Origin of the sequence: Fervidicella metallireducens AeB (assembly GCF_000601455.1) — a bacterium.
In the GTDB taxonomy this organism is placed as follows: Bacteria; Bacillota; Clostridia; order Clostridiales; family Caloramatoraceae; genus Fervidicella; species Fervidicella metallireducens.
Genome location: NZ_AZQP01000055.1, coordinates 1 through 13758 on the forward strand (window position 1 = coordinate 1; position 13758 = coordinate 13758).

The 13758-nt window shown below is 32.3% G+C and carries 14 protein-coding genes and 4 tRNA genes; 15 read left to right on the forward strand and 3 right to left on the reverse strand.

Features of this window, described 5'->3' with window-relative positions; genetic code table 11:
* Positions 1-274 precede the first annotated feature (274 nt).
* The 6 genes from Q428_RS12350 to Q428_RS12375 all read left to right on the forward strand — a co-directional run bounded on the left by Q428_RS12350 (position 275) and on the right by Q428_RS12375 (position 5049).
* Positions 275-646 carry an ArsR/SmtB family transcription factor gene (locus Q428_RS12350; RefSeq protein WP_341349049.1) on the forward strand — a complete coding sequence of 124 codons (372 nt, stop codon included), beginning with the start codon at positions 275-277 and terminating at the stop codon, positions 644-646.
* A 28-nt stretch (positions 647-674) separates the two neighbouring features.
* Positions 675-1085, forward strand: coding sequence for an arsenate reductase ArsC (locus Q428_RS12355; RefSeq protein WP_035381401.1), 411 nt, complete (start codon positions 675-677; stop codon positions 1083-1085).
* Between the two features lie 18 nt (positions 1086-1103).
* On the forward strand, positions 1104-2150 hold the full coding sequence (gene arsB / locus Q428_RS12360; protein WP_035381403.1) for an ACR3 family arsenite efflux transporter: 1047 nt from the start codon (positions 1104-1106) through the stop codon (positions 2148-2150).
* Positions 2151-2296: 146 nt separating this feature from the next.
* Entirely contained in the window at positions 2297-3313 is a 1017-nt protein-coding gene (locus tag Q428_RS12365) for a permease (RefSeq protein ID WP_035381405.1), read from the forward strand.
* A gap of 24 nt (positions 3314-3337) precedes the next feature.
* Entirely contained in the window at positions 3338-3580 is a 243-nt protein-coding gene (locus Q428_RS12370; protein WP_035381407.1) for an ATP-binding protein, read from the forward strand.
* 248 nt (positions 3581-3828) lie between these two features.
* Entirely contained in the window at positions 3829-5049 is a 1221-nt protein-coding gene (locus Q428_RS12375) for a NupC/NupG family nucleoside CNT transporter (protein WP_035381409.1), read from the forward strand.
* Positions 5050-5584: 535 nt separating this feature from the next.
* Here Q428_RS12375 and Q428_RS12380 read toward each other — a convergent pair.
* Positions 5585-6022: a hypothetical protein gene (locus Q428_RS12380; protein WP_035381411.1), complete on the reverse strand. Its 438-nt coding sequence runs from the start codon at positions 6020-6022 to the stop codon at positions 5585-5587.
* A gap of 182 nt (positions 6023-6204) precedes the next feature.
* Entirely contained in the window at positions 6205-7302 is a 1098-nt protein-coding gene (locus Q428_RS12385) for a DUF6345 domain-containing protein (RefSeq protein WP_035381413.1), read from the reverse strand.
* A gap of 579 nt (positions 7303-7881) precedes the next feature.
* Here Q428_RS12385 and Q428_RS12390 point away from each other — a divergent pair.
* From Q428_RS12390 to Q428_RS14670, 3 genes are all read left to right on the forward strand, one after another.
* Entirely contained in the window at positions 7882-8094 is a 213-nt protein-coding gene (locus Q428_RS12390) for a hypothetical protein (protein WP_035381414.1), read from the forward strand.
* Between the two features lie 94 nt (positions 8095-8188).
* A complete protein-coding gene (locus Q428_RS15505) occupies positions 8189-8338 on the forward strand; it encodes a hypothetical protein (protein ID WP_161633630.1) in 150 nt (49 codons plus the stop codon).
* A gap of 227 nt (positions 8339-8565) precedes the next feature.
* Positions 8566-9759, forward strand: coding sequence for a transglutaminase domain-containing protein (locus Q428_RS14670; RefSeq protein ID WP_051515160.1), 1194 nt, complete (start codon positions 8566-8568; stop codon positions 9757-9759).
* Positions 9760-9772: 13 nt separating this feature from the next.
* Here Q428_RS14670 and Q428_RS12400 read toward each other — a convergent pair whose 3' ends face one another.
* Positions 9773-10300: a CDP-alcohol phosphatidyltransferase family protein gene (locus Q428_RS12400; protein ID WP_035381415.1), complete on the reverse strand. Its 528-nt coding sequence runs from the start codon at positions 10298-10300 to the stop codon at positions 9773-9775.
* Positions 10301-10540: 240 nt separating this feature from the next.
* Between Q428_RS12400 and Q428_RS12405 the strand changes: the two genes are divergently transcribed.
* The 6 genes from Q428_RS12405 to Q428_RS12430 all read left to right on the forward strand — a co-directional run bounded on the left by Q428_RS12405 (position 10541) and on the right by Q428_RS12430 (position 13717).
* Positions 10541-11920: an NAD(P)/FAD-dependent oxidoreductase gene (locus Q428_RS12405; protein ID WP_035381416.1), complete on the forward strand. Its 1380-nt coding sequence runs from the start codon at positions 10541-10543 to the stop codon at positions 11918-11920.
* A 10-nt stretch (positions 11921-11930) separates the two neighbouring features.
* On the forward strand, positions 11931-13217 hold the full coding sequence (locus Q428_RS12410) for an adenylosuccinate synthase (RefSeq protein ID WP_035381418.1): 1287 nt from the start codon (positions 11931-11933) through the stop codon (positions 13215-13217).
* Positions 13218-13405: 188 nt separating this feature from the next.
* Positions 13406-13480: transfer RNA gene (locus Q428_RS12415), tRNA-Glu, on the forward strand.
* Between the two features lie 3 nt (positions 13481-13483).
* Positions 13484-13559 (forward strand) — tRNA-Val (locus Q428_RS12420).
* Between the two features lie 2 nt (positions 13560-13561).
* Positions 13562-13638: transfer RNA gene (locus Q428_RS12425), tRNA-Asp, on the forward strand.
* Positions 13639-13641: 3 nt separating this feature from the next.
* Positions 13642-13717 (forward strand) — tRNA-Thr (locus tag Q428_RS12430).
* Positions 13718-13758 lie beyond the last annotated feature (41 nt).

Consider the following 13758-nt stretch of genomic DNA (forward strand, 5'->3'; position numbering starts at 1 on the left):
CTCATCCCTCCTTCAACAACATAAATATAATTTTAAAAAAAGTGATACTAGTTATGGGTGCAGTTTTTTATTTAAATTTATTTATGATTTATGAAAACAATAGTAAATACAATATTTATCTTATAATGTTGATTATAGCATAAAGAATTTTCTAATCAAGCAACATTACAACAATAAATCAGGCTAAAAAATTTAACTAGAATTTACAAAAACATATTGAAAAAAATTGATATGTAATATATGATTATAATTGAATATAATCATATGAGAGGTGATGATTTTGGATTTGATACAAGTGATGAAAGCCCTATCCGATGAAACACGTATAAGAATACTTAATATACTAAAAGACGGAGATCTATGTGTATGTGAAATCGAGGTTTTGTTGGATATAAATCAATCCAATGCTTCCAGGCATTTAAACAAATTAACCAACGCAAAAATTTTAGATAACTATAAAGTAGCAAAGTATGTTTATTATAGGTTTAATGAAAAGCTAATTAATGAATACCCATTTATATCAGAAATAGTCAAAGATCATGCAATGAAACTAAATCAATGTCAAATTGATTATGCAAGACTACAAAAATATAAATGCAGCGGTTTAAGCTGTGATGATTTAAAAGAGGGAAAAATCTCTTTCTAAAATAAATAAAATTATGGAGGATGAAAAAATGAAACCAAAGGTAGCATTTGTTTGCGTTCACAATTCATGTAGATCTCAGATGGCAGAAGCATTAGGAAAATTATTTGCGTCAGACACATTCGAATCTTATTCAGCAGGAACAGAAACTAAACCACAGATAAATCAGGATGCTGTGAGAATAATAAAAGATTTATACAATTTAGATATGAACCAAACCCAACATTCAAAATTGCTTTCAGATATACCAAAGGTAGATATCGTTATAAAAATGGGATGTAACGTAATTTGTCCATATCTACCTGCAAAACATACAGAGGATTGGGGATTAGAGGATCCTACTGGAAAAAGTGATGAGGAATTTATAAAGGTAGCTAAAACCATTGAAGAGAAGGTCAAGGATTTAAGAAGTAGAATAAAAAATAAAGAGATTTCTTTGTAATTCAGGAGGAAAATAAATATGGAAAATAAAAACAATGGAATTGGATTTTTTGAAAAGTATCTGACTATATGGGTTGCATTGTGTATAGTCGTTGGGATACTAATTGGTCAATTTATGCCGATAGTACCAAAAACCTTGAATAAATTTGAATATTACAACGTATCCATACCTGTAGCTATATTGATTTGGCTTATGATATATCCAATGATGTTAAAGATTGATTTTTCAAGTATAGTGAATGCCACAAAAAAACCAAAGGGTTTAATAGTAACTTGTGTGACAAACTGGTTGATAAAGCCATTCACAATGTATTTAATAGCTGCATTTTTCCTTAAGATTGTATTTAAAACATTAATTCCAGTTAATCTAGCCACAGAATATCTCTCTGGTGCTGTTTTACTAGGGGCAGCTCCATGTACAGCAATGGTCTTTGTCTGGAGCTATCTTACAAAGGGTGATCCTGCTTACACACTGGTTCAGGTAGCAGTAAATGATTTAATAATTTTATTTGCATTTACACCAATAGTTGCATTTCTTTTAGGGGTAAGTGATGTAACAGTTCCATATGGAACACTTGTATTGTCAACAGTATTGTTTGTAGTTATACCTCTTACAGCAGGTTATTTGACCAGAAGTAGAATTATAAAAAATAAAGGATTGGATTATTTTAACAATGTATTTTTGAAAAAATTTGATAACATTACAATTATGGGCTTATTGTTAACATTGGTAATTATTTTTTCATTCCAAGGTGAAATAATAATTAATAATCCACTCCATATTTTATTGATTGCAGTTCCATTAACTATTCAAACCTTTTTAATTTTTGGAATTGCTTATACCTGGGCTAAACTGTGGAAATTACCTCATAGCATAGCAGCCCCAGCAGGTATGATAGGTGCAAGTAACTTCTTTGAGCTAGCAGTGGCAGTTGCAATTTCATTATTTGGATTAAAATCAGGTGCTGCACTTGCAACAGTTGTAGGGGTTTTAACAGAGGTTCCTATAATGCTGACGCTGGTTAATATTGCAAATAAAACAAGACATTGGTTTCCAAAAGAATAATGTATAAAATAGAGGCAGTCGTATAAATTATCATATGGCTGCCATTTATAATGTTGACATGACACAAATTTAGGAGTATGATTACAATGTAAGTAATTAATTATTTTCTAATATACTTTATAATAATTTTCACAGGAGGTTATAAAATGTATATAATAGAACAATTTTTCGGTTTTCTCAACAACCAGTTGTTGAAGATGACATGGCTTTATGAGCTAGTTCGTTTATTGGTAGAAAAGGTATTCAGGTTATCGATAAAGGAACGCTTAGGTGGAAGTATACACTTCTTTATCTATGATACAATAAAGATTTTCATATTGCTTTCGGTTTTAATCTTTATTATTTCATATATACAAAGTTACTTTCCACCAGAGAGGACAAAAAAAATTTTAGGGAATATAAAGGGAATCAAGGGCAACATTTTAGGTGCATTACTTGGAACAATTACACCTTTTTGCAGCTGCTCTAGTATTCCAATATTTATAGGTTTCACAGCTGCGGGGCTTCCACTGGGGGTAACTTTTTCTTTCTTAATATCTTCACCACTTGTAGATCTAGGTTCACTTATGATTTTAATGTCCTTCTTTGGAATAAAGATAGCTCTAGCTTATGTTGTTGTTGGTTTAATACTTGCGGTAATAGGTGGTACTTTAATTGATAAATTAAATATGGAAAAATATGTAGAGGGATATGTAAAGGAAATCGAGGATGTTGATGTTGAGGTTGCAGAACTTACTCGTGAAGATAGAATAAATTACTCAAAGGATCAGGTTAAATTCATCATAAATAAAGTGTGGTTATATATTTTAATAGGTGTAGGTATTGGAGCTACAATTCATAACTGGATTCCTCAAAGTGTAATAGAGAATGTAATTGGTAGCAAGAATCCATTTGCGGTTTTACTGGCAACAGTTGTAGGTATTCCAATGTATGCTGACATATTTGGAACAATTCCAATAGCAGAGGCGTTAGTTGGCAAGGGAGTTCAACTTGGAACGGTACTCTCATTTATGATGGCGGTAACAGCACTTTCTCTTCCATCAATAATAATGCTGAGCAAAGTTGTAAAACGCAAGCTACTTTATGTGTTTGTTTCAATAGTTTCAGCAGGAATAATAATAATAGGATATTTATTTAACCTATATTCATATGTTTTTATGTAAATAAATTTACAAGGGGGATTTATAATGTCAAAAACTTGGTATCCGGTTATTGATTACAGTCAATGTAAAGAGTGTGGTGCTTGTATTAATAAATGCAAGCATGGTGTATATGAACAAAGGAAAAATAGACCAGTGGTTGTTAACCCAGAGGGCTGCGTACATGGATGCAGGGGCTGCCAAAATCTATGTCCTTCAGGTGCAATTCAGTATGTAGGTGATACAGATGGAAATAATAGCTGCAGCTGTGGATGCAGTGGTTGCTGCTAAAATAGCCTCTTTGTTTTAAAAAGCTATCAACCATAAATTCACAATAAACAAAGTCTTGCATAAAGAACAGAAGCAATGTAATATATATAATTGTTATAATAAAAATTTTAAAAAAATATATGGTAATCTTTATTTGTGCCAAAAACCTTTGATTTTCAAAGGTTTTTGTTACTTTTTGAAAAAAATCATTAAATTATGAATATTGATTTAAAGATTGCTGTATAGAAAACAAACTAGGAGGTATTATTTTGGAAAGACTAATGGGGATTGTAGGACTTGTTGTTATATTGTTAATAGCATTTTCTATTTCTAACAACAAGAAAAAGATCAATTGGAAGCTGGTTGGGATAGGACTGGCACTTCAGGTAGTATTTGCACTTTTAATTTTAAAATTTCCTCCAGGGAGAATGGTTTTTGAAGCTTTAAGCAACGTGATAACAAAACTTTTAGACTTTACAAAGGAAGGTACTGGCTTCTTATTTGGAAGTTTAATTAATACTGAAAAAAATGGTGTAATATTTGCTATTCAGATATTACCAACGATAATATTCTTTTCAGCATTTATGAGTGTACTGTATTATCTTGGAGTTATGCAGTTTATAATTTCTCTTTTAGCAAAGGGAATTGCAAGGCTTCTTGGTACAAGTGGAGCTGAGACATTATCTGCAGTTGGAAACATATTTTTAGGACAGACAGAGGCTCCACTACTAGTTAAACCATTTGTTAAATCAATGACTAAATCCGAGCTTCTTACAATAATGGTTGGAGGTATGGCAACCGTTGCAGGTGGTGTAATGGCTGGTTATGTTGCTATGGGGGTAAATGCAGGACATTTACTTGCAGGAAGTATCATGGCTGCTCCAGCAGGACTTATAATATCAAAGATTATTTTCCCTGAAACAGAAGAGCCAGTAACAAAGGGAAAGATAGAAATGGATATAGAAGATAAAAAATCAAACATTATAGATGCAGCTGCACATGGTGCAATAGATGGGCTACATCTTGCATTAAATGTTGGAGCAATATTAATTGCCTTTGTTGCACTCATAGCCTTTGTAAATTCCGTTATAGGCTGGGTAGGAACATTAATTGGTATACAAGGATTTAGCTTAGAATGGATACTGGGAAGATTATTTGCACCATTGGTTTATGTAATGGGAGTACCTGCACAGGACGCAGTGGCAGCAGGAAACTTACTTGGACAAAAGATTGTTCTAAATGAATTTGTATCATATGCAAAACTGGCTGACTTTATAAAAAGTGGCGGCCTTCAATACAAGACTATAGTAATAATGACATATGCCCTTTGTGGTTTTGCTAATTTAGGTTCAATTGCTATTCAAATTGGTGGTATTGGAGGATTGGCTCCTGAGAGAAGAAGTGAAATAGCTGAACTTGGAATTAAGGCATTAATTGGTGGCGCCCTTGCAACCTGTATGACAGGAACAATAGCAGGAATATTATTATAATAAAAGTCCTTCCCTTTCAGGGAGGGCTTTTATTTTTGGTGCGTGCCCGGCATGGGCGACAGCTTAGCGGTGAAAGTCCGCTATGGGGGTTGATAGCACCAAGCACAATGTAAGCGAAGAAAGGAGTAGATAATAGGAGGTTTCACCCTACAGGGACAGTAAAGAATTGAAGATGGAAAGCAAAACCAAGTATCAAACAGAACATATGATGCTGGTAAGCCTGCTGATTTTGCCTGATCTATCAGTTCAAGCATGACAGAAGTTGCTTTTGGCTGAGCCAAGTACCTTCTGAAATAACCAGCAGTTCCACCTTTTTGGAGCTATTGCGCTCAAACATAGTATCATCAATGATGAATACATTCACTCTATCATCATTTGTAAGTTTTTCAATTGTTGTTGAGACAATCTTGGCAGAAAGTAAGGAAGTGAAACGCATCTAATTGATAGAAATAGAATTTAAAAATCTGAGAGTTGAATTAATGTGCGAAGTTTAAGTATATTATTTAAATATTTATGAATCATTATATTTTTATTATTAAGGGCTAAGTGCATTGTTTACGAAAATCCTTCTTGGTATTAAGTAATATCTATACAATCCTTTGAAATCTCCCATTTTTCGAATTTGATAATACTGATTATAACTTAAACGTCCTCTTATCATAAAACTTGTCACTTTCACCCTTGGGTATTTTTGCGATAAATTAAGTAAATACTTATAGTCATTATCCCTTATCTGCATATGTTGTGCTATATTAGGTTCACCACTTATTGCTATTTCAACAATTTTTATTTTGTCATAATTTGTATTAAGTTTTTCTACCGTTTGCACAAACTTATATACATCATATCCTGGAACTATAACTTTATCCCAAATGAAATATTTCTTAATTATCATTATTACAACCAAGATGCAGATAATAGAAATATTAACAGAAATTAAAAATTGTTTTGATAATACTTTATAATTTTCCACACTAACCCTCTCCACATTTTATATGTTAATGAATAACAAAGAACGCACTGAGATTATTGTATATACTTCCTATTTTTAAATTTAATTACTTTTATTCTTTATTTTTTCTCCTGTCAATGCATTAATAAAAGTGATATCCTTTCCTTTATGTTTAAATTCCCATGTAGGTATTAATTGGTCTATTACTTCATCAGGCTTCCACCATAATATATTAATCTTGCTTCTTTGATAGGTGAATCGTTATACTTTTGTACAACTTTCTCTGCAGTGTTCTTATCTATTAGCGTGCTATCAAGTTGCTGTTTATTGTTAATCTCTGGCCATGATTTAATAAACCTTTCTACACCTTTATTATTTACTTCAACTAAAATACGATTGCCTCCATGTCCATTTACCTCAATACCTGATTTTAAGTTTGTTAAATTTGAAAAATTATTTAAAATTGAAGAAGACGATCCTGAATATTGAAAATATATATTAGGCTTGCTCATTACTAGTGTATCGCTTGTTGGACTTTTTAGTTTATCTGTCCTATTATCATAATGGTATATTACAGCCCATACATCATTATTATAATATTCATTTGCATCTTTCCAACAATCTTTAATATATAAAGTATTTGCATTACAAAGGTCTCCAAATCTATCAGCCACCTTGTAATCAACTGTGTCATCAGGAGCACCCCCATGATATCCAAGTATTTGATGGAATCTCTCTGGGTAGCCACACATTGTCCTTGCATACTTTACACATCCATCGTTACTATCAAACAATCTATCCTCCAATTGGTTACAGCAGGCTAATACAATCCATTCGAGGTTACTACTCCATTTTGAATTTGTATAGTATCCATTTATGCTATCTTGAGAAATGAATTCATCACCAATATAATTATAAAAACCTTTATATCCATCTGCCAATGCATCAGCTCCTGAAGGATAAATTCTATCTATTTCACTGCCCTGATAACCACTATACAGTTTTAAATGATATTTTTGATTATTGTCTGGACTATATCCATGAGTAGAATAGTATACGATATCAGCTCCTTTTGAAGCAGCAGTATTTAATATATCTTCTGCTTTAACAGTATTTGAAGCAGTTGTAGAATTATAAACGTTTGTCCATCCCATCCCAGATAATTTACTATAAAAATGATTTGCATCATAATCATAACCATTTCCATGATATGCAGTTGCAAATTTACCTGTATATGCATATACTGTGATGCTCATTAAGATTATGCCTACCATAAGCATACCAATTATTTTTTTAAACATATGTAATTCTTCCTTTCATATATCTTTTCATATTGATTTTATGCATCTTCGCTAAAACGTCTTTAACGTCTACCATAATCTTTAAGGCTTTACTTTCAATTTCTCCCATCCTTCCAATCGAATAATTGTGTTTCTAGATTTTTTTAAAATCTAACTGATTAGTAAAGCCTAAATGTTTATTTTTATTAACATTATAAATTTATTTAAAGATATATATTTTTATGATTATTATTTATTAAAGTTTGGTCAACTGTATAATTTTTCGGTAAGCGTAAAATATGTTTATAGGGACGGTCAATGTTTATAGGGACGGTCAACAATAGTTTGGAAGGAAGGGGATATTAGTTATAATATCCTCTTTCAACTTTATAGTACAGGGGATAGTAGTTTGGGGTAATGAAAAAAATGTAAAAAATGAAGAGAATTATTCTTAAATGTATCGAATTCACTAAATGATAGAGCAGCAGTCACTTGTTGTATATTTGATACCATTGTACCATTGGAAGAGTTGAAAGCTCAGCAATATCAATTGGATGTACAAGCTTTACAACATACAATGGATATACCTACACCTGGGAAATGGGACGCCAGCTAGCAAGTATTTCAGGAAACGGAATAAATGATTCCTTCAAATACAATGCTGAGGGAATTAGAACAGAAAAAACAGTAGGAACAGTAACAACAAAATATCATCTTGTTGGGATAAGGCAACCTTTGAATCTAATATTAGGGACGGATAGGATGTGTGGAAACACCAAGTATATGGCCCTATTGATGCCCGGGGAGGTTTGATAGATAAGTTATGAATATGAAGAAACTTAAATTTTAAGGGTTTTCTTTATATAGAGGTAAAGGCCAATATAGAATAAGAGTTCATGAGAAACCTTTGAAGAAATTCAAAGCAAAACTTAAAGAATTAACTTTAAGAAATAATACAATGGAAATGGAATATAGAATGCTGAATAAAATAACTATTCAGATCCTACTGGATTTGGTAATAAGTTCAACATGGAAAATTAAGAATTTTAATGTATAATAAAGAAAAGGAATATAAGAACAAAGGGGGATTGAAATGTCAGCCAAAAGAAGATATAGAAAACTACTCTCTCTTTTACTTTTAATATTTATAGTAAATGTTATTATACCTTCCCCTAGGATTATGTAATTGAAGCATTTGGGAAAACATTAAATGTTGTTAGCAGCTACGGAGATTTTTATAAAATTATCAATGAATCCATTAAAAAGGAAAAGAGCAACTTTGTATTGACGGTACGTAATTACAACAAAAAAACATACAACATACAACAGGCTGTAAATAAGGCTATAACAAGTAATCCGTCACTGAAGCATACACCACTTTCCATAAATTATACCGTAAATACCGTTGGGAAAACCTCTATATTAACTGTAAAATTAACCTATGGTAGAGCTGATGTTGTGGTGAGCAATTTTGAACAGTTTTATGCAGCTATAAAAAATACAGTGAAGGCAAATAGAACTAAGGTTGTATTAAAAATTAACAATTATAATGCTAATATATATAGCCTTGATAAGGCATTTGTAAGATTAAAAAAAGAAGGAATAGAAAAAGAATTTAAAACAGCACAGAAAATACTGTATTTTCCTGGTAGCAAAAGCAGGTTATTAGAATTAGTCATTAATTACAATAATAGTCCACTTTCACAACAGGTTAATTATTCTTTCACTGAGAAAGAAATATATAATATCATAAAAGAGGGTTTAAGTAATTGTGAAGATAGTATTAAGATAAATTCAAAAGAAAAAAATCCTATACGTCCAGAGATTATTAAAAATATTTTTGAGAGGGTAACTGAGGATAATCCAGATTTAAATTATTTTGATAGTTATTCAATATCAATAAGAACTTCAACCCTTGGAAGTGTTATAACAAGTCAAGAAGTAGAAATATCAATAGATTACAGTCTGCCAAAGGAAAGGATAGTGGAAATAAAAGCAGTAGAAAACCAAAGGGCAAAGGAAATAATTGATGAAATAATTAAGGCTGGTATGTCAGATTATCAAAAGGAACAAGCAATACATGATTATATAGTTAATAGTGCAAGATACGATTATGAGAATTATATAAAAAACACAATACCAAAGGAATCCCACATGGCATATGGAATATTGGTAAATAAGGTTGGAGTCTGTGAAGGATATGCCCTTGCAATGTATAAACTTTTAAATATGGCAGGTGTAGAATGTAAAGTTATTACAGGTACAGCAAATGGAGAAGATCATGCATGGAATATAGTTAAATTAGATGACGGGTATTATCATGTAGATGCAACTTTTGATGATCCTGTAATTAATGGAGGGGAAATAAGTACCTTAAGCCATAAGTATTTTAATTTAACAGATAAACAAATTGAAATGGATCATCAATGGGATAGAAGTAAATATCCTGTATGTAATGGAACAAAATATTTAAAATAGAAAAAGGCATGCATTACAATTGCATGTCTTTGTTTTTTGAAATAAAAATGTAGGTCATTAGATAATTGATAAATGCAAATAATGTAACGCATATGGAAATATACATAATGTATATACCAATACTACGATCTAAAATCATAACAGCTATTGAAAGATATAAAAATGCAGTAGCTAACTTACCATAGTATTTTGCTGATATTACTTTTTTATATTTAAAAAGTTTTATTCCACCAAGAATCATAAACATTTCTTTTATTAAAAATATAATAAACACCCACTTAGAAATAATTTTATCTAAAGATAAACAAAATAAAACAGAGAGGGTCATGAGTTTATCAGCTAGAGGGTCCAAAACAGTACCTAATTTAGTAATAAGATTATATTTTCGTGCAATATAACCGTCTAAAACATCTGTAATTCCGGCAGAGAAAAAAACAAGCATAGAAGTAATAAAAGAATTATCCATAGAAGAAAAATAAATAATAAAGAATACAGGGATAAGGATAAACCTGATTGTGGTTAATAAATTTGGGATATTCATAATTACCTCCTATGTATATGAAATAATTAAATTATACCATTTAATTATTTAGATTAGTATATGAAGAAAATAGTTTTCTTTAACTATACGAATTATTCTAAAATTTGAAGTTAATAATACATATAATTCACACAATGACGAAAATAAAACTAAACTCAATAATAAATATTCGTTTTTTATTTGACTCAATAAGGTAACTTTGATACTATAATTATGTAAGCCTTGTAAGGGGGGGATAATATGAAAAATTATGATGTCATTATTGTAGGAGGAGGACCAGCAGGGATTTTTACTGCACTTGAGCTGATAAGAAGTAAATCAGATCTAAAGATTTTACTACTGGAAAAAGGCCGAAGTATCATAAATAGAAAATGTCCAATAGGCGAAAAAACAAATAAATGTATCCATTGTAATCCTTGTTCCATAGTTTCAGGATGGGGTGGCGCTGGAGCATTTAGTGATGGGAAATTAACCCTTACCACAGAGTTTGGTGGTATATTAGATGAATATGTAAGCAAATCAGAATTAATGCAATTAATTGAGTATATAGATAAAATATATCTGGAGTTCGGTGGACCAGAGGAGATAAATGGAGAAATAACTCCTGAGGTTGAAGCTATTATGAAAAAAGCAGCAGCCGCTGACTTAAAGTTTGTTCCAGCCAGAATCAGACATTTGGGCACAGACAATTGCTTAAATATTTTAAGAAGAATGGAAGATTATTTAAGGGAAAGAATTGAAGTTAAAACTTTATGTGCTGTTAAAAAACTGATAGTTGAGGATGAAAAGATTAAGGGTATTGAAACAAATGATGGGGAAATATTCACATCTGATTACCTTGTAGTTTGTCCTGGAAGAGAGGGTTCTGATTGGTTCTCAAGTGAAGTTAAAAAGTTAAATCTTGAGATTAGCACAAATCCAGTTGATATTGGTGTCAGGGTGGAATGTCCAGCTATCGTTATGAAGGAGCTTACAGATGCTGTATATGAGTCAAAGCTTATTTATTATACAAAATCCTTTGATGACAGGGTTAGAACTTTCTGTATGAATCCATATGGTGAGGTTGTTGTGGAGAACAATGACGGAATCAAGACAGTGAATGGACACAGTTATGCAAATAAGAAAACAGAAAACACAAATTTTGCCCTTTTAGTAAGTAAGAATTTTACAAAACCTTTTGATTCACCAATAGAATATGGTAAATATATTGCAAGTCTTTCCAACATGCTTGGTGATGGGGTTACTGTTCAAAGGCTTGGAGACTTACTTGAAGGTAGACGTACAACTGAAGAAAGACTGAGAAGGGGCTTAGTAACTCCAACCTTGGTTGATGCTACCCCAGGAGATTTAAGTCTGATTCTTCCATATAGATTTTTAACTGATATAATAGAAATGTTACAAGCATTAGATAAGATTGCACCGGGAATATATTCGAAACATACCCTGTTATATGGTGTAGAAGTTAAGTTCTATTCAATGAGAATAAAACTATCTAATGTTTTAGAAACTCAGATAAAAAACCTGTTTGCAGCAGGTGATGGAGCAGGGGTTACAAGAGGACTTGCTCAGGCATCTGCTTCAGGTGTGATAATTGCAAGAGAAATACTAAAAAGATTATGAGGTGATTTTAATGTCAGGAGTTGTAGTTATTGGAGCTCAATGGGGAGATGAAGGAAAGGGTAAGATTACAGACTTTTTAGCAGAGGGTGCTGATGTTGTTGTAAGATATCAAGGTGGAAACAATGCTGGGCATACAGTAGAAGTTGGAGAGAAGAAATATAAGCTTCATTTAATTCCTTCAGGTATAATTTGTGATAATACTCAATGTGTTATAGGTAATGGAGTTGTAATAGATCCAAAGGCTCTATTTGAAGAAATTGAATATCTCAGAAAAGAAGGAATAATAGTTGATCCAAAGAAGTTGGTTATTAGCGATAGATGTCATTTAATAATGCCATACCATAAAGTAATTGATGCTCTTTCTGAAAAGAGCAGAGGTAAAGAGGATATTGGAACAACAGGTAAGGGTATAGGTCCATGTTATACAGATAAGCATGAAAGAACAGGAATAAGAGTCTGTGACCTTCTGCATCCTGAAGTTTTTGCAGAAAAGTTAAAAACAAATATAAATATAAAAAACAAGATTGTTAAGGAGCTATATAACGAAGAAGCCTTTAATTACGATGAAATATATAATGACTATATGAAGTATGCTGAAATGATAAAGGATTATGTTAAAGATGCTTCAGTTGTTCTATATGACGCTATAAAATCACAAAAGAAGGTTTTATTTGAAGGAGCACAGGGAACATTACTGGACATTGACTATGGAACATATCCATTTGTTACTTCATCACATCCAATTTCAGGTGGGGTTTGCATTGGAGCAGGAGTAGGACCAACTATGATAACAAATGCTGTTGGTGTAGCTAAAGCATATACAACAAGGGTAGGTAAAGGCCCATTCCCAACAGAGCTTTTTGATGAGATGGGAGATTATATAAGAGAAAAGGGTTTTGAATATGGAACTACAACAGGAAGGGCAAGAAGATGCGGATGGCTGGACCTTGTGATTTTAAAATATTCAGCAAGAATATCTGGTCTTACTAGCTTTACTATTACAAAAATAGATACCCTTGCTGGAATCGATAAAATTAAAGTGTGCACAGGCTATGAATTAGATGGAAAGGTAATAGATTATTTCCCAGCTTCCCTTGAGGATCTGGCAAGATGTAAGCCTGTATATGAAGAATTTGATGGATGGGATGATTCAGTTCAAAATGCAAAATCATTTGATGATCTTCATGTAAATGCTCAGAAATATATAAGAATGATAGAAGAATATACAGGAGTAAGGGTTTCAATAGTTTCCGTTGGACCAAATAGAAATCAAACAATAGTAATAAATAAAATGTAAAAAAAGATCCCCTTAGAAATGTCTAAGGGGATTTATAATGTCTAGCTGTTGTATACATTTAGATCCAGTTCATTTTCGGATTTTGAGGAAAAAACTCCTTTTAAAAATCATAAAAAAAGTGTTGATTTATGACGAACTTTCTTGTATTATATATAAGTGTCAGGTGTGTAACAACACAAACACTGTATGGCCCCTTGGTCAAGCGGTCAAGACACCACCCTTTCACGGTGGTAACAGGGGTTCGATTCCCCTAGGGGTCACCATAAGGGCGCATAGCTCAGCTGGGAGAGCATCTGCCTTACAAGCAGAGGGTCACAGGTTCGATCCCTGTTGTGCCCACCAATGGCCTAGTAGCTCAGTTGGTTAGAGTGCCGGCCTGTCACGCCGGAGGTCGAGGGTTCGAGCCCCTTCTAGGTCGCCATATGCCGGCTTAGCTCAATTGGCAGAGCAACTGACTTGTAATCAGTAGGTTGTAGGTTCAAGTCCTATAGCCGGCTCCACAAAGGATTCGTAAGAATCCTTTTTTCTTTCTCTACAAAAT

Coding starts and splice junctions, on each gene's coding strand:
- Q428_RS12410 (WP_035381418.1), top strand. CDS start 11,931: ATGTCAGGAGTTGTAGTTATTGGAGCTCAATGGGGAGATGAAGGAAAG.
- arsB (WP_035381403.1), top strand. CDS start 1,104: ATGGAAAATAAAAACAATGGAATTGGATTTTTTGAAAAGTATCTGACT.
- Q428_RS12355 (WP_035381401.1), top strand. CDS start 675: ATGAAACCAAAGGTAGCATTTGTTTGCGTTCACAATTCATGTAGATCT.
- Q428_RS12390 (WP_035381414.1), top strand. CDS start 7,882: ATGGGACGCCAGCTAGCAAGTATTTCAGGAAACGGAATAAATGATTCC.
- Q428_RS12385 (WP_035381413.1), bottom strand. CDS start 7,302: ATGTTTAAAAAAATAATTGGTATGCTTATGGTAGGCATAATCTTAATG.
- Q428_RS12370 (WP_035381407.1), top strand. CDS start 3,338: ATGTCAAAAACTTGGTATCCGGTTATTGATTACAGTCAATGTAAAGAG.
- Q428_RS12400 (WP_035381415.1), bottom strand. CDS start 10,300: ATGAATATCCCAAATTTATTAACCACAATCAGGTTTATCCTTATCCCT.
- Q428_RS12405 (WP_035381416.1), top strand. CDS start 10,541: ATGAAAAATTATGATGTCATTATTGTAGGAGGAGGACCAGCAGGGATT.
- Q428_RS12365 (WP_035381405.1), top strand. CDS start 2,297: ATGTATATAATAGAACAATTTTTCGGTTTTCTCAACAACCAGTTGTTG.
- Q428_RS12350 (WP_341349049.1), top strand. CDS start 275: ATGATTTTGGATTTGATACAAGTGATGAAAGCCCTATCCGATGAAACA.